This window comes from Nonomuraea sp. NPDC004354 (assembly GCF_053602555.1).
Map to the genome: position 1 here is coordinate 120,418 of NZ_JBSGDV010000011.1, position 16,331 is coordinate 136,748.

Consider the following 16,331-nt stretch of genomic DNA (forward strand, 5'->3'; position numbering starts at 1 on the left):
CTAGCCCTTCTCCGCGCCTGCCGTCAGGCCCTCCGCCAGCAGCCGCTCGCCGGCGAAGAACACCACGACGATGGGTAGTGTCAGGATGACCGATCCTGCCATGAGAACGGTGGTCGGTATCTCGATACTGCCCGCCAGCTGCGACAGCCCGAGGGAGACCGTCCAGCTCTCCCTGCGTTCCACCAGGAAGAGCAGGGCGAACAGGAACTCGTTCCACGCGATCATGAAGGCGTAGAGCCCGGTGGCCATGAGGGCGGGTTTCGACAGCGGCAGCACCACCCGCCAGATCGTCTCGATCCTGCCGCAGCCGTCCATCGCGGCCGCCTCCTCCACGCTGCGGGGCACGGTCTCGAAGTAGTTGCGCAGCATGTAGACGGTGACCGGCACGATCTGGGCGATGTAGACCAGGATCAGCCCCGGCAGCGACCCGCGCAGCCCGAGCATGGTGAACAGCACGAACAGCGGGATCGCCAGCACGATCGCGGGGAAGAGGTAGACCGCCAGGAACAGGAAGTGCACCTGACGGCGGCCGAAGAAGCGCAGCCGGGCCACCGCGTAGGCGCCGGGGATCGAGATGAGCAGCGTCACCGCCACCGAGGCCACCGCGACGATCGCGCTGTTGCGCATGAAGGTCAGGAAGCCCTGCCTGCCCAGCACGTCCTGGTAGGTCGCCAGGGTGAAGCGCTGCGGCCACAGCGATCCGGGGTCGAGGATCAGCTCCTGGATGTCGCGGACCGACAGCATCACCATGTAGAGGAACGGGAAGCCGGTGATCACGGCCAGGAACCCGATCACGAGCGGTCTGAGCACCCTGAACAGCGCGCGTTCGAAGCGGTCCCTACTCACGCTCGCCTCCGAAGGACCTCAGGTACACCACCAGGAAGACCGCCAGCACCAGGGCCAGCACGATCGCCTGGGCCGCCGAGGCGCCGATGTCGTCACGCGCGGTGAGGAAGGTGTAGACCCTGACGCTGACCACCTCGGTGCCCGCGCCGCCGCCGGTGAGCAGGTAGACGTCGTCGAACTTGGTGAAGGTGAACACGAACCGCAGCACCGCCAGCAGCGCCACCACCCGCCAGAGCTGCGGCATGATCACGTGGCGGAAGCGCTGGGTCGGCGTCGCGCCGTCCACGACCGCCGCCTCGTCGAGCTCGCGGGGCAGCGCCTGGAGCCTGGCCAGGATGAACAGGAAGGCGAACGGGAAGTAGCGCCAGGCCTCGAAGGCGATGACGGTCAGCAGCGCGACCGGCACGGTGAGCCCGAGGACGCTGCCCCTGGCCTGGGTGAGGAAGGCGATCGGCTCGCTGAGCCAGGTGTTGACGATGCCGAACTGCGGGTTCAGCATCACCTCCCACAGGAAGGCGACGGCCACGACGGGGGCGACGTAGGGGATGAGGATGGCCGCCCTGACCAGGGTGCGCCCCTTGAACCTGCTCTTCAGCGCCAGCGCCGCCACCAGGCCGAGCGCGATCGACAGGGCGGTGCCCGCCACGGTGTAGACCAGCGTGTTGACCAGGGAGCTCCAGAAGCCCGGCGCGGAGATGACGTAGGAGAAGTTCTCGAGCGTGTAGTCGCCGAACAGGCCCGTCCGCCTGATGGAGATGAGCCGGGCGTCCTGGAAGGCCAGCATGATCGCCCACAGCAGCGGGACGACCACGACGACCAGGGTGATGACCAGAGTGGGGGAGATGAGCAGCAGGCCGGCCCGCGCCTCCCGCTGCCGCAGCGTCCTGCTCCTGGTCCGGCCCGCCGTGCCGGGCCGGTTTCCCGCCTGCCTTTCCTCGGTGACGGGGCCGGGACCCGCGCCGGTGCCGATGCCGGTGGTCATTGCCTGATCCCGCGCTTGATCGCTTCGACGTCCGACGCGGCCTGGGCGGCCGCGGCCTGCGGCGTGAGCGAGCCGTCCACGATCGCGCTGAGGGCCTTGGGCACGGGCAGCTCGCCCATGGTGGCCCCGACCAGCTTGCCCTGCCCCTGGGGGATGCCCCACCGGGCGAAGGTGTCGGGGCTGCGGCGCAGCGCCTCGAGCACCTCGGCGGGGTAGACCTCGGCCAGCGGCTTCTTGGTGTCGACGCCAGCGGGCAGCGCGGTCCACCGCGACTCGAAGCCCTTGCGGGTGGGGAACTTGCCCTCGGGGGCCATCCCGATCCAGCGCTCGTAGCCCTCGTTCATCATGAAGGCGACGAAACGCTGCGCGGCGGCGGCGTCGGCGTCCCTGGTGACCGCCCACGAGACGATCTCGCCGTACTGGGCGGGCGTGCCGCCGGCGGGGCCCTTCAGCGCGGTGACCACGCCGGTGTTGGCGGCCAGCCACTGCTTGTCCGCCTTGCACGCCGCGCAGGACGGCAGCGCGTCGTTCCGCAGCCCGGCCATCTCGTCGAGGATGAACGACGACCAGATCGTCATCGCCGCCTTGCCGGCGAAGTAGGTGGCCCTGGTGGAGTCGACGTCCTGCTTGCCCTTCACCGAGTACTGCCCGGCCAGACGCGAGTAGAAGTCGAAGGCCTGCACGCAGGCGGGGGACTCGAGGGCGACGGTGCCCGCGTCGTCGACCAGCTGGCAGCCGTTGGCCAGGGCCACGTGCTCGAAGCTCTGCGCGGTGAAGGAGTCCTTGGGTGCGATGGCGAGGGTGATGCCCGCGATGCCGCCGGTGTGGAGCTTCCTGGCCGCGGCTTCCAGCCGCTCGTAGGTGTCGGGCGGTTCGAGCCCGGCCTTCTCGAACAGGTCCTTGCGGTAGAGGATGAGCTGCGCCCACCCGTCACTGGGAACGGCCAGCAGCTTGCCCGAGGCGCTGTCCAGCTGGAGCGCCCTGGCCGAGAAGGTGTCGCGGCCGAGCTGGTCCACGATCCTGCCCGGTGTCTCGGTGTCGAGCAGGTCGTTGGACTCCAGCTCGCGGACCGAGGCGAGCGGGAGCGCGCCGATGACGTCGGGCAGCCTGCCGGCTGCCGCCGCCGAGGTGATGATCTGGCTGAACTGGTCCTCCGCGACGCCGACCAGGTTGACCTTGATCCCGGTCCGCCGGGTGAAGTCGGCGACGATCTGCTGTTGCACCGCCATGCGGTCGGCGAGGTTCTCCTCGGTCCACACGGTGATCGTGTCGGCGGGCTGACCCTCCGCGCCGCCGCCGCACGCGGCCATGGTGACGGCCAGGATCGCGGCGGAGAGGACGGCGGTTACCTTGTACGGCATGGCTCGCTCCTCCTGAGGTGATGTGCCTGGAGTACCCCTGGAGCAGGGCGAGCAACGCCCTGTGCAATTTCCGGCATCCGTTGAGAAACTCGGCGGGCCGTCGTGGCTGGTCAGTGCCCGAGCGTTTGATCATGGGAAAGGTTGCTTTCCGGATACAGCTCCTCCAATTCGCGGCAATGCTCGGTTAAAGACGTAGACTTAAGTGTGAATTGAGCGCAGCTATGGTCTGCAATCATGCGCCAAATCAGCCACTTTTGTTTGATCAATAAGCGTAAGTGTGGGGAATGCACGTCATCACCATTCAAGAGCCGGGTCTGGTGCGCGTCACGCGGGAGGAGCCCGGCGAGCTGGCGCCCGGCACCGTGCGGGTCCGCACGCTGTACTCAGGCGTCTCGGCGGGCACCGAGCTGACCGCCTACCGAGGGACCAACCCCTACCTCAACCGCCGCTGGGACACCGAGCGCCGGCTGTTCGTCGAGGGCCAGAGCCACTCCTACCCCCTCGCGGGCTGGGGCTACCAGGAGGTCGGCGAGGTCGTCGAGGCCGCGCCCGACGTCGCCGACCCGCCCGTCGGGTCGCTGGTGTGGGGCATCTGGGGCCACCGCGACGAGGCGGTCGTGCCGGCCGAGAAGCTGGTCGGCCACCTGATCCCGCCCGGCGTCGATCCGCTGCTCGGCGTCTTCGCGAGGGTCGGGGCGATCGCGCTCAACGCCGTCCACGCCGCCGACATCCACCTCGGCGACCAAGTCACCGTGTTCGGGCAGGGCGTCATCGGGTTGCTGGCCACCCGCCTCGCCGTGCTCAACGGGGCCCGCGTGGTCGCCGCCGACGCCCTGCCCGGCCGCCTCGACCTGGCCGAGCGCTTCGGCGCGGCCGAGACCTTCGACGTGCGGTCCGGCTCGGTGGCCGAGTTCGTGCGCAAGCGCATCGAGGGCGCCGACACCGCCATCGAGCTGAGCGGCACCCACCAGGGCCTGCAGGAGGCCATCAGGACCGTCCGCAAGGGCGGCAGGGTCGTCGCGGCGGGCTTCTACCAGGGCGACGGGATCGGGCTGCGGCTCGGCGAGGAGTTCCACCACAACCAGGTGCAGCTGGTCTCCTCGCAGATCGGCGGCGTGGCCTCGTGGCTGTCTCACCGCTGGGACGTCGAGCGGCTGCAGCGCACCTTCATGGAGCTGACCTACCGCGGCGAGGTCGACGCGCGGGAGCTGGTCAGCCACGTCATGCCCGTCGAGTCCGCCGCCGAAGCCTTCGACCTGCTCGACCGGCATCCGGCCGACGTTCTGCAACTCGTCTTCGCCTTCGAAGGAAACACAGTATGAAGCTGGCCGTACAGGAGCAGCTGTTGCCGGGGCGCACGCTGCAGGAGAAGTTCGCGTTCGCGGTCGACGCCGGGTTCGACGCGATCGAGCTGCGCGGCAAGGGCGACTTCCAGTTCGCCACCAGGCTGACCGAGCTCAAACGCGCGCTGGCCGACGGGGTGGTCATGCCGACGGTCTGCGTCGACATGCCGCACTTCATCGGCGACTTCGACCCGGCCAAGCGCAAGGACGCCATCCAGCAGCTGCGCTCCCAGCTCACGGTGATCGCCGAGCTCGGCGGCATCGGCGTGATGACCCCCGCCTCCTGGGGGCAGTTCTCGCGGCGGCTGCCGCCCTTCGAGCCGCCGCGCGGGCCCGAGCAGGACCGCGAGGTGCTGGCCGAGGCGCTCGGCCTGCTGGGCGAGCACGCCCAGCGCAACGGCGTGAAGATCATGCTGGAGCCGCTCAACAGGTACGAGAACCACATGGTCAACACCCTGGCCGAGGCGGTGTCCTACTGCGCCATGGACTCCATCAGGATCGCCGGCGACACCTACCACATGAACATCGAGGAGGACGACCCCTGCCGCTCGCTGGTGGAGGCCGGGCCGTACCTCGCCCACATGCAGATCAGCGAGTCGAACAGGAACCAGCCGGGCACCGGGCACCTCGACTGGGGGGCGCAGCTGGCCACGCTCGACGCCATCGGCTACGACGGCTACCTCGCGCTGGAGTGCCGCCTGCGCGGCGAACCCGAGATCGTCCTTCCGCAGACCGCCGCCTTCATCAGGAAGTTCCTATGATCGCACGCGACGCCGTGCGTGTCCTGGTCGCCAACTGGGACGGCAGCTACACCGTCCCCTCGCGGCGGCTCTACCCCCACCAGTGGAGCTGGGACTCGGCCTTCATCGCCATCGGCAACGCGCGGTGGTCGCCGCGCCGGGCCCGTTCGGAGCTGCTGTCGCTGTTCGGGGCGCAGTGGCGCGACGGCAGGGTGCCGCACATCGTCTTCAACCCCGACGTGCCCGACGGCGCCTACTTCCCCGGACCGGAGTTCTGGGCGGTCCGCGCGCCGTCCGGCAGCGCCACCTCGGGCATCGTGCAGCCGCCCGTGCACGCCATCGCGGCCTGGCAGGTGCACCTCGCCGAGCCCGACACCACCTTCCTGCGCCGCCTCTACCCCCGCCTGGTCGCCCAGCAGCACTTCCTGCGGACGGCGCGCCGGTCGGCCGACGGACTGCTGTCGATCGTCCACCCGTGGGAGTCGGGCATGGACAACAGCCCCGCGTGGGACATCCCGCTGGCCGCCGTCGCCACCGGGCCGGCGGGTGTGGCGCGCCGCGACCTCACCCACGTCAGCGCCGACGAGCGGCCCACCGACCGCGACTACGAGCATTACACCGCGCTCGCCCGCGCCTACCGCGACACCGGCTACCGCAGGGCGGGCGCCTTCGCCGTGGAGGACCCGCTGTTCAACGCCGCCTACGGCGCGTCCGAGTCCGCCCTCGCGAAGATCGCCGCCGTCTGCGGCCACGACCCCGCGCCGCATCACGCCGAGGCGGCCAGGATCACCGCCGCCATGGTCGCGCACCTCTACGACGACGGCCTGTTCCACAGCCGCGACACCGCCAGCGGCATCCTGCTGCGCTCCCACAGCGCGGCGGGCCTGGTGCCGCTGATCCTGCCCGACCTGCCGCGCGAGATCGTCAACGCGCTCATCGGCACCGCTCTCGACCGGTTCGAGATCAAGAGCGGGCTGCTGCCCAGCTTCGCGCCCGGCACGCCGGAGTTCGACCCGGTCCGCTACTGGAGAGGGCCGAGCTGGATCAACCTGACCTGGCTGGTCTGGCAGGGCCTGCGCCACCGCAGGGCCGACCTGGCCGAGCTGCTGGCCGACGGGATGATCAGGGCGGTGACCACCTCCGGCTTCAGGGAGTACTTCCACCCGTTCACCGCGGAGGGACACGGCTGCCGCGACTTCAGTTGGTCGGCCGCGCTAGTCCTCGACGTCCTGGCTCAGTACGGCCTGGACGGCGTGCCGGCGTCCATGCGCCAGGTCGGTGAGGAGCTCGGGGGCCTGGCCGAATCCGACGACGTCGGTGACCAGGTGCTCGCGTAGCCCCCTGGCGTTCCTGAGCAGCTCGACCGTCTCGTAGGACAGGCGTTCCCTGTCCCAGGCGTGGGCGAGGCCGCGCGGCACCCTGCCGATCTGCGCGCACCTGATCGACAGCCCGTTGTGGTGGAACTCCTCGCCCAGGCGCACCTCGTCGGCGCCGTGCGGATAGAAGGCCAGGTCGATCACCGTGCCCTGCGGCCGCAGCAGCTTCAGCGCCAGCGCGAGGTAGCGGGCCTGCCCCCGGCACTGGAACACCACGTCGGCGCCCCGGTCGCCCGGAGTGTGCCGCCAGCGCTCCTTCAGCGTGACGGCGGGATCCTCCTCGACGGTCGTGGCGCCGAGCGCCTCGGCGACCCGCAGCCGCTCGGGCGTCTCGTCCACCACGACGACCTCGGCCGCGCCGTGCCGGATCGCGAAGGACGCGGTGAGCAGGCCGACCACGCCCGCGCCCGTGATCGCCACCCTGCGGCCCCTGACGCCGTCGCCCAGGCTGTGGAAGGCGGGGCCGTACAGGTCGGCGGCGGCGTGGAGCAGGCCGTTGGCGCAGATGGGGCCCATGTGGGCGACGTAGATGCCGAGCAGCGGATCGAGGTCGTCGGGCAGTTCGACGAAACGGTCCTTGAGCGGGTCGGCCACGTAGCCGGTGCGGTGCCCGTAGGCCATCGCCAGCAGGGCGCCCTCGTGCACGGCTCCGGTCCTGGTCTCGGTGACCATGCCGACCTGCATGTAGCCGATGCCGCGCACCGGATACCCGATCGACGGCACGCCCTCGGTGAACAGCCCCAGCACCGGATCCCAGGTGGCGTTCAGGTAGGGGTTGGTGCCCTTCACGTAGGTCAGCTCGGTGCCCGCGGACACGCCGCTGTAGACGGTCTCGACGCGGAAGCCGCCGTCCTCCAGCGGACCCGCCTTCTCCTCGACGAAGGTGATCTCGCCCGGCGCCTCGATGCTCAGCGTGCGGATCTCATCCATTCAGCATCACGGGAATCCCATCGGTGGCCGACCGCGCCACCGCGTGCGCCAGCCGGTGCGTGCGCAGCGCCTCCTCGTACGGCACCCGCACGTCGCTCGCCCTGCCCTGGACCGCGTTCACGAACTCTCTGTCCACCCGCGTCTTGGCCTTGCCCGGATCCTCCATGATGCTCCGTCCGTCGGCCACGAGCCGGGTTTCGCTGAGATCCAGGGAGACCCCGTCCGCGCACACCTCGAGCCCGACCCGTCCCTTGGCGGGCAGCAGGCAGCTCACCGCGAGCAGCCCCGCCGCTCCCGAGTCGAACCGCAGCAGCGCCGCCGTCGCCCTGTCGACCTCCCCGTCCTCGGGGATCCCGCCGGGCACGGCGTGCACCATGGTGACCTCGCCGACCAGCACCCGGGCCAGGTCGAGCACGTGCACGGCCTGCTCCAGCACCTGGCCGCCCGACAGCTCGCGCCTGATCCACCACGGCACCGGCGGCACCTTGTCCAGCCAGTGGCCGATGGCCAGCTGGATCGGACGGCCTTCGAGCAGGTCCCTTGCCCAGTCGACGAGGTCGAGGTAGCGCCAGTGGTGCCCGACGGCCGAGGGCAGGTTTTTGCGCGTGATCTCCGCGCCGATCTGCTCGGCGGTCTCGAGGTCGAGCGCGAGCGGTTTTTCAACAAATATCGGTAGATCGGACTCCACGCAGTCAAGCTCTGGCGTACCGTGCGCGAAAGGAGGTACACACACGTAAACCGCATCAAGTCTGCCGGCAGCCAGCAGGTCGGCGTGGTCGCCGTAGGCGAGGGAGCCATGCCGTGAGGCCAGAGCCTCGGCCTTGTGGGGATCGGTGTCGGCGATTCCGGCAATCGTCACGTCGGGGAACGTGGAGAGGACGTCAGCGTGGCGTGCGGCGACATTTCCCGCTCCGATGATGCCGATACGGGTGAGTGAGGTCACGGACTGGCATATGCCTCACCTGCGGTCGAGCAAACAATGATGTTCGAATCGCTATCGGTGGGGCAGTTCTGCCATCCATGACGTCATCAGATCGGGGCAGACTGCATGGAACCAGGTACCAGCACCGCCGCCGACTGGCCGCTTGACGCGTTGCTGCTGGCCAAGACCGGCACGACCGTCAGCGTGGTGCTTCCAGCGCGCGACGAGGAACGCACCGTCGGCGCGATCGTCTCGGCGATCCGCAGAGACCTGTCCGCACTGGTCGACGAGATCCTCGTCGTCGACTCCCGCTCCACCGACGCCACGGCCGCGCGCGCCACCAAGGCCGGGGCGAAGGTCGTCCGCCAGGACGACGTGCTGCCCGAACTGCCGCCGCTGTCGGGTAAGGGCGAGGCGTTGTGGAAGGGCCTGGCCGCCAGCCATGGCGATCTGGTGGTCTACATCGACGCCGACCTGCGCAACTTCCGCTCCCATTTCGTCACGGGGTTGCTCGGGCCGCTGCTGACCGAGCCGAAGGTCCAGTTCGTGAAGGGCGCCTACGAGCGGCCCCTGCGCGGACGGCCGGGCGAGGGCGGCCGGGTCACCGAGCTGGTCGCACGGCCACTGCTCAACCTGTTCTGGCCCGAGCTCGCCGGGTTCGCCCAGCCCTTGGGCGGCGAGTACGCCGCCAGGAGGTCGGTTCTCGAACGCGTGCCGTTCGTCACCGAGTACGGCGTCGAGTTCGGCCTGCTCGTCGATCTCCTGGAGTTGATCGGCCTGGACGCCATGGCCCAGGTGGACCTCGGCACCCGCGAGCACTCCCACCAGAGCACCGCGGCGCTCGGCCGGATGGCGGGCCAGATCATCCTCACCGCGTGGTCAAGGCTGGAGCGCCAGGGCCGGATCGTCGCCTCCGAGCCGCCGGCCACCCTGCTGCGCCAGTTCCACCCCGACACGGTCACCGACGTGTCGGTCGCCGAGCGGCCACCGCTCGCGTCCCTGATCGACGTCATGGAGGAGGACGTGGCATGAAGATCCTCGTGAACGCGGGGCCATGGCTCGCGGTCCCGCCCTCGGGCTACGGCGGCATCGAGAACGTCGTCGCCACGCTGGTGCCCGCTCTCCGCGCGCGCGGCGTGCACGTCGTGCTCGCCTCCGTCGCTTCCAGCACGATCGAGGCCGACGAGCTCGTCTGGACCTTCCCCGACGGGCGGTTCGGCGAGCTGCACAAGCCGTACAACCAGGTCATGGGCCTGGCCCACGCGCACCAGGCGCGCGTGCTCGAGGAACTGCGCAGCCGCGACGACATCGACCTGGTCCACGACCACCTGGAGGTGGTGGGCCCGGCGACGCTGTCGGCCTTCGGCGGCCCGCCCGTCCTCCACACCCTTCACTGGGACCTGCGCAAGCATCCGGCGTTCTACGGCGCCTTCCCGCCGGGCGTCGCGGTCAACGGCGTCTCCCAGTCGCAGCTGGCCCGCGCGCCCGCGGCCCTGCGCGCGGCCGCCCTCGGCGCGGTCCATCTGGCCACGCCGCTCACCGACGGGCACCCGGCCGGCGGCGCCGGCGAGCAGGTCGTCGTCATGGGCAGGGTCTGCGCGCTCAAGGGCCAGCACCTGGCGGCCCGGGTGTGCCAGAAGCTCGGCCTGCCGCTGGTCATGGCGGGCCCGGTGAGCGGCCTGAACACCCCGGCGGAGCTGGAGGCCGTCCTGCAGGATCCCGACCATCCGCTGCACGGCCACCCCGACGTCCGCTACCACCACGACCAGGTCGCCCCCTACCTGGACGGCGACCTGGTCCGCTGGATCGGCGGGGTGGGCGGGAGCGCGAGGGACGAGCTCTACGCCTCGGCCAAGGCGGCCCTGTTCCCCATCCAGTGGGACGAACCCGGCGGCACCGCCGTGGTCGAGGCGCTCGCCCTGGGCGTGCCGCCCGTCGGCCTGCGCCGCGGCTGCCTGCCCGAGCTGGTCGACCACGGCCGCACGGGATGGCTCGCCGACACCGAGGAGGAACTGGCCGAGCTGCTGCTGCGGGTGGACGAGATCGACCCCGAGGAGTGCCGCCGCGAGGCGCGCCGGCGCTTCTCGCCCGCGGTCATGGCCGACCGCTACCTGCGCCTGTACGGCGAGGCCTGCGCCGCACGCAGCACGCCCCGGCGCGCGGCCGGCTGACCGCGAACCCGGCCCCCGGCCGACACTGCCGGGACCGGGCGCGCCGCCGGCTCAGGAGTGGCCACACGGCTCCGGAAAGGAACCCCAGGCTCAGGTGAAGCCCCTGGGCAGCACGGCCACCGGGCAGGTGGACGCCTTCAGCGCCTTCCTGGCCACCTCGCCGAGGAAGACCCGGTGCGGCTGGGCGTCCTCGCTGGCCGCGCACACCAGCAGGTCGCCCGCCGGCCACTCCACGCTGGCCAGGGCGCTCGCCACGTCGTGCCCCTCCGCGGTCTCGGCCTCCGCCTCGATCCCCGTGCTCTCCCAGGCCAGCCGTACGGCCAGCGCCAGGTCGTCGCGCAGCCGTCCCGGGTCGTCGACGCGCAGGTCGAAGGTGAGCAGCCGCATGGGCACGCCGAGCCGCAGCGCCGCCTGCGCCACCCGCTCGACCGCCTCGTCGGCCTGCGGCCGGTGCACGTAGGCGAGGGTCAGCCGGCTCGGCTCGGCCGGCGGCTCGTAGCCGGCCGGCGTGAGCAGCACCGCCTCCGGTGACATGTGCAGCAGATGGTCGGCCGTGCTGCCGATGGTGATGCGGCCTCTCACCCCGCCCTGCGCGGATCCCACCACGATCAGGTCGGCCCTGATGCGGCCGGCCAGCACCGACAGGCCCCGGCCCGCGCCGCGGCTCTCGAAGGTGACGTACTCGGCCGGGACCTCGCCCAGCGCCTGCGCCGCGTGCGCCAGGTTCGCCTGGGCCTCGACGGCGAGCCCGGGGCTGCCGGGAGGGTGGATCGTGGCCACCGTCAGCTCGCCGCCGGTGAGCCGGGCGATGGCCGCCCCGAGCGCGAGGGCGTCACGCCCACCCGGGTCCTGCGTGTATCCGACGACGACGTGCTCTCCGATCACCATGCGCCCGTACCCCGCTTGACCTGGGAATATTCATGCCGTCACGAGGGTTGTCAGAGAGGGACGTCGGGGGGAAGGTGAGAACGACGAAGATCACTCTTGACACCTGTTTCAACGGTGCTCTCGGCCCGACCACCCTGCGCGACGCGGTGCGCAGGCTGAGAGCGAGAGAGCTGACCTGCACCGTCGAACCCGAGCTGGTCGAAGGCAAGGTCAACGTGTTCTGTGACTGCGTCGAGCACGGTTTCACGCCGCTCCGCAGCGAGATCATGGCCGCCTACTACGTCGCCGAACGTGACGCGGCGAACGAGGCCTACCGCCGCGGCCTGATCACCGAGGGCGAGCGACGCCAGAAGTACCTCGACCTCGACCGTCAGGTCCTGACACGGTCCTGAGATCGGCCGAAAGATCGAGGCGAACGGGCGCTCCGCCCTCTACGGTGGCTTGTTCATAGATCTTTCACCGATTGGACATGACGCCACCGTGTACGGGGACATCGTCGGCTTCGCCATGAGCACACCGGTCTGGGTGCACACCCTCGCCGAGATCGGGACGGACGCAGGGTTGCTGGTCTTCGCCGCGCTCTTCGCGCTGGCCGCCTGGCGGTCGCGGGCGGCACCCGACCGCGACCTGGCGCTCGCCGTCGCCGGCCCGATCGCCGTCATCGGCGCCTACGTCCTCAGCGAGGGCATCAAGCTGCTGATCAAGGAAGAACGGCCGTGCCGGGGCGGGATCGCCACCATCGCGGCGTGCCCGCCGGTCGGCGACTGGTCCTTCCCCAGCAACCACTCGGTGCTCGCCGCCGCCTCGGCAGGCGCACTGGTCCTGGTCTGGCGGCGGCTGGCGTGGCTGGTGCTACCGCTGGCCGCGGTGATGGCCTTCTCCCGCGTGTTCGTCGGGGTCCACTACCCCCACGACGTGGCCGTCGGCTTCCTGTTCGGCGTGCTCATGGCACCCCTCCTGGCGTTGCTGGCCGTCGGCGCCCTCATCCCCGTCGTACGGCGGGTCCGCGAAAGGAGTCGGTGGCTTCGACCAGCCGAGCCGCGATCCCAGGCTCGGTGAACGCGTGGCCCGCGTCGTCGACGACGTGGAAGGCGGCCTCGGGCCACGCCTTGTGCAGATCCCACGCGGTGGTCATCGGCGTGCAGGCGTCGTAGCGGCCCTGCACGATCACCGCGGGGATGTGCCTGACCTTGCCGACGTCGCGGATGAGCTGTCCCGGCTCGAAGAAGCCGCCGTGGACGAAGTAGTGGTTCTCGATCCTGGCGAAGGAGACGGCCCGGTGGGCCTCGCCGAACTCGGCGACGTGCTCCGGATCCGGCAGCAGCGTGATGGTGGCCGCCTCCCACTGCGACCAGGCGCGGGCGGCGGCCACCCGTACCTGCTCGTCGGCGCTGTCCAGGCGCCGCGCGAACGCGGCGATCAGGTCGCCGCGCTCCTCCTCCGGGATGGGTGCCAGGTAGGACTCCCACAGGTCGGGGAAGAGGAACGAGGCGCCCTCCTGATAGAACCAGCGCAGCTCGTGCTCCCTGAGGGTGAAGATGCCGCGCAGGATCAGCTCGCTCACCCTGTCGGGATGCGTCTGCGCGTAGGCCAGCGCCAGCGCGCTGCCCCATGACCCGCCGAAAACCTGCCAGACGTCGATGCCGAGGTGCTCGCGCAGCCGTTCCATGTCGCGCACGAGATGCCAGGTGGTGTTCGCCGCGAGCGACACGCCGGGGTCGCCGGCGTTCGGCCTGCTGCGGCCGCAGTTGCGCTGGTCGAACAGGACGATCCGGTAGGCCTGCGGGTCCCACTGGCGGCGGTGCTTCGCCGAGCAGCCGCTGCCGGGACCGCCGTGCAGCATGACCGCCGGCTTGCCCTCCGGGTTGCCGCAGACCTCCCAGTAGATCTCGTTACCGTCGCCGACGTCGAGCAGGCCCGAGTCGTGGGGCTCAATGGGTGGATACAGGCTCATGGACTCCTGTCATACCGGAACCTGTCGGTGGCCGCGACCAGCCGGTCGGCGATGGCGGGCTCGCCGGCCGAGTGCCCCGCCCCCTCCACGATCTCGAAGGTGGCCTCGGGCCAGGTCCGGTGCAGGTCCCACGCGGTGGCGACGGGTGTGGCCATGTCGTAGCGGCCCTGGACGATGACGGCGGGCAGGTGCCGGATCGTGTGGACGTCGCGGATGAGCCGGCCCTCCTCCAGGAACCCCTTGTCGATCATGGCCGACGGGCGGGCTTCCCGCGGGCGGTCCGGCGCGGACAATGGGGCCATGGAGCTGGTCACGATCGACGACATCCGGGCCGCCGCCGGCCGCGTCGCCCCCCACGTGCTGCGTACCCCGCTGGTCCAGGCCGACGACCTCTGGGTCAAGCCGGAGAGCCTCCAGCGGGTGGGCTCCTTCAAGATCAGGGGAGCGGTCAACGCGCTCGCCGTCCTCGAACCCCCCGGCGTGGTCACCCACTCCTCGGGCAACCACGGCCAGGCGCTCGCCTACGCCGCCCGGCTCAGCGGCATCGGCTGCGTCGTGGTCGTCCCCGAGGGCGCCCCGCGGGTCAAGACCGACGCGATCAGCGGGTGGGGCGCCGACCTGGTCGTCGTGCCGCCGGCCCAGCGGCTGGTCGCGGCCGAGCAGCTGGCCGCCGAGCGCGGCCTGACGCTGGTCCCGCCGTACGACCACCCGGCGGTCATCGCGGGCCAGGGCACCATCGGGCTGGAGATCATGGCCGACCTGCCCGGCGTCGAGGTGGTGCTGGTCCCAGTGAGCGGGGGCGGCCTCATCTCGGGCATCGCGTCGGCGGTCAAGGCGCTCGACCCGTCCGTACGGGTGATCGGCGTCGAACCCGAGCTGGCCGCCGACGCCGCGGAGAGCCTGGCAACGGGGCGCCGCGTCACGTGGGAGCCGGAGCGGACCTTCCGCACCATCGCCGACGGGCTGCGGGCCGACCTGTCCGAGCTGACCTTCGCCCACGTCCGGGCGCGAGTCGACGACATCGTGACCGTCACGGAGGACGAGATCCGCCACGCGATGCGCCACCTGTCCGCCCGGGCGCGGCTGGTCGCCGAACCCAGCGGGGCGGTCGCGACCGCCGCCTACCTGGCCGGCAGGACGCCGCCGGGCCGTACGGTGGCCGTCCTGTCGGGCGGCAACCTGGACCCCTCGCCCTAGCCGGCGACCCACGCGAAGCGGTCGAGGAAGCCGCGCTCGCCCCTGGCGTACTCGTCGAAGGCCCGCTGGACCTCCTCCAGGCGGGTCACCAGCGTGGTGCGCAGCGTGCCCTCCTTGTACTCCAGCTCGTAGCCCGGCGACACCTGGATGAAGTGGCGGCCGAAGGTCACCAGCACGGCGAAGGGGTTCTGCGGGGAGAGCGTGGCGAGCACGTCACGCACCAGGCCCAGGTCGGGGTTGACGACCATCATGCCGTCACCGGTGTGGAGCTGGGTCTCGGGGTCGACGCCGAGCGGCCCGAGGTTGTGCACGAGGTCGCGCTGCGGGTCGTAGCAGACCAGGCCGTACTGCCGGGCCAGCGAGAAGGCCGCGTTGGAGACGTCGTCGACCTCCTCGGGCGCCATGGTGACCAGCGCGTGCCCGGCCAGGGCGGTGGCGTGGCCGGGCAGTTCCTTGGCGAACGCGGCGACCTCGGCTGATTCGGCGTGCCCGGTGACGGCGACGGGTCCGGCGTCCCCGGTGCTCTCGGCAGGTCCGGCGCTCCCGGTGGACTCGGCGGCGGTCTGCGCCGTCGCGGGTGCGGCGCCGCGGACCGCGCGGTAGAAGGCCGCGGCCCGCTCCCTGGTGACCGGACCGTCCGCGCGCCAGACCATCAACTCCATGCTCATGCCCCTATCTTGCAGGCCCGCCGGGTGCGGTCAGACCTGGGGCTTCTCGGATTCGGGCACGAGCTCGACCGTGCAGTGCGCGCACCGACTCGCCGCGACGGGGACCTCGCTGAGGCACTCGGGGCACTCCTTCACCGTGGCCGCCTTGTCGCCCTCGAAGAGGCTGATCAGCCTGGTCATCGGCATCACGACCAGCCAGTAGACGACCGCCGCGATGATCAGGAAGCTGAGCAGGTGGTTGAGGAAGTCGCCGTACCTGAACTCGCTGCCGTTGACGGTGAAGGAGTACTGCGCGAAGTCGGGCTCCCGGCCCCCGGTGACCGCCCCGATCAGCGGTGTGATGAGATCGGCGACCAACGCCTGCACGAGCCCGCTGAACGTCGCCCCGACGATGACGGCGACGGCGAGCTCGACGATGTTGCCCCTCAGTAAGAACTTCTTGAATCCACCCATGGCGGACGCATATTGCCGTGGGGGGCCACACCAAACCTCGTCGCGGAACTCTCCCACTCCTGGAGCGAGAAGCGGAGAACCGGCATATTCCTTTGGCGACCGCCAAGCGGGGCACATCTCCAGCGAGGAAAGAGGAGTGCCGATGCGCCTCAGCGATCTCAACGTCAGAGCGGCGCTGACCCTGCCGTTCAGGAACCTGCTCGAACTGCTCGACATCTGGACCTTCGCCCGATGGGACGGCAGGGCCGAGGCGCAGGGCTGGGCCGTGGTCAAGCCCCAGCCCCTCGTCCACGTCTACCGCCACGCGGCCTTCGGCTCGCTGGTCGCGTGCGGCGGCTGCGCGGGGGAAGGGGTCACCAGGAGGGGCGCCTGCCACTCCTGCCTGGGATCCGGACGGCAGCGGCCCTGAAGGCGAACGATGACCGCGACGGGGTTACCAGTGGCTTCGCAGCGGGCATCTAGGCAGCCGCTGCCTCCTGGGCGAACATGGGGGCCAGAGC

Annotated in this window: 18 protein-coding genes and 1 pseudogene; 9 read left to right on the plus strand and 10 right to left on the minus strand. The window is 70.8% G+C overall.

Features of this window, described 5'->3' with window-relative positions; translation table 11 throughout:
- From ACWENQ_RS27610 to ACWENQ_RS27620, 3 genes are read right to left on the minus strand one after another with little or no spacing between them, the layout of a single operon-like run.
- Positions 1-846, minus strand: coding sequence for a carbohydrate ABC transporter permease (locus ACWENQ_RS27610; protein ID WP_354911045.1), 846 nt, complete (start codon positions 844-846; stop codon positions 1-3).
- Positions 839-1,828, minus strand: a complete 990-nt coding sequence (locus ACWENQ_RS27615; RefSeq protein ID WP_449926812.1) for a carbohydrate ABC transporter permease — start codon at positions 1,826-1,828, stop codon at positions 839-841. The genes ACWENQ_RS27610 and ACWENQ_RS27615 overlap by 8 nt, the downstream gene beginning before the upstream one ends.
- Positions 1,825-3,189 (minus strand): ABC transporter substrate-binding protein, encoded by a 1,365-nt coding sequence (locus tag ACWENQ_RS27620; protein WP_452416873.1) that lies wholly within the window; start codon positions 3,187-3,189, stop codon positions 1,825-1,827. Before ACWENQ_RS27620 ends, ACWENQ_RS27615 begins: the two co-directional genes overlap by 4 nt.
- A 284-nt stretch (positions 3,190-3,473) precedes the next feature.
- Between ACWENQ_RS27620 and ACWENQ_RS27625 the strand changes: the two genes are divergently transcribed.
- From ACWENQ_RS27625 to ACWENQ_RS27635, 3 genes and pseudogenes are all read left to right on the plus strand, one after another.
- Positions 3,474-4,511 (plus strand): zinc-binding dehydrogenase, encoded by a 1,038-nt coding sequence (locus ACWENQ_RS27625; RefSeq protein WP_354911053.1) that lies wholly within the window; start codon positions 3,474-3,476, stop codon positions 4,509-4,511.
- Positions 4,508-5,293, plus strand: a complete 786-nt coding sequence (locus ACWENQ_RS27630) for a sugar phosphate isomerase/epimerase family protein (RefSeq protein ID WP_449926803.1) — start codon at positions 4,508-4,510, stop codon at positions 5,291-5,293. Before ACWENQ_RS27625 ends, ACWENQ_RS27630 begins: the two co-directional genes overlap by 4 nt.
- Positions 5,290-6,468 (plus strand): annotated as a pseudogene (locus ACWENQ_RS27635) (MGH1-like glycoside hydrolase domain-containing protein); the annotation flags it as partial. The gene ACWENQ_RS27630 and the pseudogene ACWENQ_RS27635, both read left to right, overlap by 4 nt.
- Positions 6,469-6,486: 18 nt before the next feature.
- Here the strand turns inward: ACWENQ_RS27635 and ACWENQ_RS27640 are convergent.
- Together ACWENQ_RS27640 and ACWENQ_RS27645 are read right to left on the minus strand one after the other, a co-directional pair.
- Positions 6,487-7,578 carry a zinc-binding dehydrogenase gene (locus ACWENQ_RS27640; protein ID WP_354911058.1) on the minus strand — a complete coding sequence of 364 codons (1,092 nt, stop codon included), beginning with the start codon at positions 7,576-7,578 and terminating at the stop codon, positions 6,487-6,489.
- Positions 7,571-8,521, minus strand: coding sequence for a Gfo/Idh/MocA family protein (locus tag ACWENQ_RS27645; RefSeq protein ID WP_449926800.1), 951 nt, complete (start codon positions 8,519-8,521; stop codon positions 7,571-7,573). The genes ACWENQ_RS27640 and ACWENQ_RS27645 overlap by 8 nt, the downstream gene beginning before the upstream one ends.
- Before the next feature lie 105 nt (positions 8,522-8,626).
- Between ACWENQ_RS27645 and ACWENQ_RS27650 the strand changes: the two genes are divergently transcribed.
- Positions 8,627-9,532 carry a glucosyl-3-phosphoglycerate synthase gene (locus ACWENQ_RS27650; RefSeq protein ID WP_354911062.1) on the plus strand — a complete coding sequence of 302 codons (906 nt, stop codon included), beginning with the start codon at positions 8,627-8,629 and terminating at the stop codon, positions 9,530-9,532.
- Complete coding sequence (locus ACWENQ_RS27655) at positions 9,529-10,671, plus strand: glycosyltransferase (protein WP_452416875.1); 1,143 nt, start codon at positions 9,529-9,531, stop codon at positions 10,669-10,671. Before ACWENQ_RS27650 ends, ACWENQ_RS27655 begins: the two co-directional genes overlap by 4 nt.
- Positions 10,672-10,761: 90 nt before the next feature.
- Here the strand turns inward: ACWENQ_RS27655 and ACWENQ_RS27660 are convergent, their stop codons facing one another.
- On the minus strand, positions 10,762-11,559 hold the full coding sequence (locus ACWENQ_RS27660) for a universal stress protein (protein ID WP_449926793.1): 798 nt from the start codon (positions 11,557-11,559) through the stop codon (positions 10,762-10,764).
- A 74-nt stretch (positions 11,560-11,633) separates the two neighbouring features.
- On the opposite strand from ACWENQ_RS27660, the gene ACWENQ_RS27665 reads away from it, so the two are divergent.
- A complete protein-coding gene (locus ACWENQ_RS27665; protein WP_354911071.1) occupies positions 11,634-11,951 on the plus strand; it encodes a hypothetical protein in 318 nt (105 codons plus the stop codon).
- An 88-nt stretch (positions 11,952-12,039) separates the two neighbouring features.
- Positions 12,040-12,618 (plus strand): phosphatase PAP2 family protein, encoded by a 579-nt coding sequence (locus tag ACWENQ_RS27670; RefSeq protein WP_452416877.1) that lies wholly within the window; start codon positions 12,040-12,042, stop codon positions 12,616-12,618.
- On the opposite strand, the gene pip is transcribed toward ACWENQ_RS27670, so the two are convergent.
- Positions 12,542-13,513: a prolyl aminopeptidase gene (gene pip, locus ACWENQ_RS27675; protein ID WP_452416879.1), complete on the minus strand. Its 972-nt coding sequence runs from the start codon at positions 13,511-13,513 to the stop codon at positions 12,542-12,544. The genes ACWENQ_RS27670 and pip overlap by 77 nt on opposite strands.
- A complete protein-coding gene (locus tag ACWENQ_RS27680; protein WP_452416880.1) occupies positions 13,510-13,764 on the minus strand; it encodes an alpha/beta hydrolase in 255 nt (84 codons plus the stop codon). The genes pip and ACWENQ_RS27680 overlap by 4 nt, the downstream gene beginning before the upstream one ends.
- 49 nt (positions 13,765-13,813) lie before the next feature.
- Between ACWENQ_RS27680 and ACWENQ_RS27685 the strand changes: the two genes are divergently transcribed.
- A complete protein-coding gene (locus ACWENQ_RS27685; protein ID WP_449926781.1) occupies positions 13,814-14,710 on the plus strand; it encodes a threonine ammonia-lyase in 897 nt (298 codons plus the stop codon).
- Here ACWENQ_RS27685 and ACWENQ_RS27690 read toward each other — a convergent pair.
- Complete coding sequence (locus ACWENQ_RS27690; RefSeq protein ID WP_449926778.1) at positions 14,707-15,378, minus strand: hypothetical protein; 672 nt, start codon at positions 15,376-15,378, stop codon at positions 14,707-14,709. The genes ACWENQ_RS27685 and ACWENQ_RS27690 overlap by 4 nt on opposite strands.
- A 30-nt stretch (positions 15,379-15,408) precedes the next feature.
- Complete coding sequence (gene mscL, locus ACWENQ_RS27695) at positions 15,409-15,831, minus strand: large conductance mechanosensitive channel protein MscL (protein WP_452416882.1); 423 nt, start codon at positions 15,829-15,831, stop codon at positions 15,409-15,411.
- Positions 15,832-15,973: 142 nt separating this feature from the next.
- Between mscL and ACWENQ_RS27700 the strand changes: the two genes are divergently transcribed.
- Positions 15,974-16,240, plus strand: coding sequence for a hypothetical protein (locus tag ACWENQ_RS27700; protein WP_449926772.1), 267 nt, complete (start codon positions 15,974-15,976; stop codon positions 16,238-16,240).
- The last annotated feature ends 91 nt before the right edge of the window (positions 16,241-16,331 follow it).

Excerpts from the sequence above, each read along its gene's own strand:
- ACWENQ_RS27615 (WP_449926812.1), bottom strand. The coding sequence starts at position 1,828 with ATGACCACCGGCATCGGCACCGGCGCGGGTCCCGGCCCCGTCACCGAG.
- ACWENQ_RS27660 (WP_449926793.1), bottom strand. The coding sequence starts at position 11,559 with ATGGTGATCGGAGAGCACGTCGTCGTCGGATACACGCAGGACCCGGGT.
- ACWENQ_RS27630 (WP_449926803.1), top strand. The coding sequence starts at position 4,508 with ATGAAGCTGGCCGTACAGGAGCAGCTGTTGCCGGGGCGCACGCTGCAG.
- ACWENQ_RS27650 (WP_354911062.1), top strand. The coding sequence starts at position 8,627 with ATGGAACCAGGTACCAGCACCGCCGCCGACTGGCCGCTTGACGCGTTG.
- ACWENQ_RS27625 (WP_354911053.1), top strand. The coding sequence starts at position 3,474 with ATGCACGTCATCACCATTCAAGAGCCGGGTCTGGTGCGCGTCACGCGG.
- ACWENQ_RS27655 (WP_452416875.1), top strand. The coding sequence starts at position 9,529 with ATGAAGATCCTCGTGAACGCGGGGCCATGGCTCGCGGTCCCGCCCTCG.
- ACWENQ_RS27685 (WP_449926781.1), top strand. The coding sequence starts at position 13,814 with ATGGAGCTGGTCACGATCGACGACATCCGGGCCGCCGCCGGCCGCGTC.
- ACWENQ_RS27620 (WP_452416873.1), bottom strand. The coding sequence starts at position 3,189 with ATGCCGTACAAGGTAACCGCCGTCCTCTCCGCCGCGATCCTGGCCGTC.
- pip (WP_452416879.1), bottom strand. The coding sequence starts at position 13,513 with ATGAGCCTGTATCCACCCATTGAGCCCCACGACTCGGGCCTGCTCGAC.
- ACWENQ_RS27680 (WP_452416880.1), bottom strand. The coding sequence starts at position 13,764 with ATGATCGACAAGGGGTTCCTGGAGGAGGGCCGGCTCATCCGCGACGTC.
- mscL (WP_452416882.1), bottom strand. The coding sequence starts at position 15,831 with ATGGGTGGATTCAAGAAGTTCTTACTGAGGGGCAACATCGTCGAGCTC.
- ACWENQ_RS27640 (WP_354911058.1), bottom strand. The coding sequence starts at position 7,578 with ATGGATGAGATCCGCACGCTGAGCATCGAGGCGCCGGGCGAGATCACC.
- ACWENQ_RS27700 (WP_449926772.1), top strand. The coding sequence starts at position 15,974 with ATGCGCCTCAGCGATCTCAACGTCAGAGCGGCGCTGACCCTGCCGTTC.
- ACWENQ_RS27690 (WP_449926778.1), bottom strand. The coding sequence starts at position 15,378 with ATGAGCATGGAGTTGATGGTCTGGCGCGCGGACGGTCCGGTCACCAGG.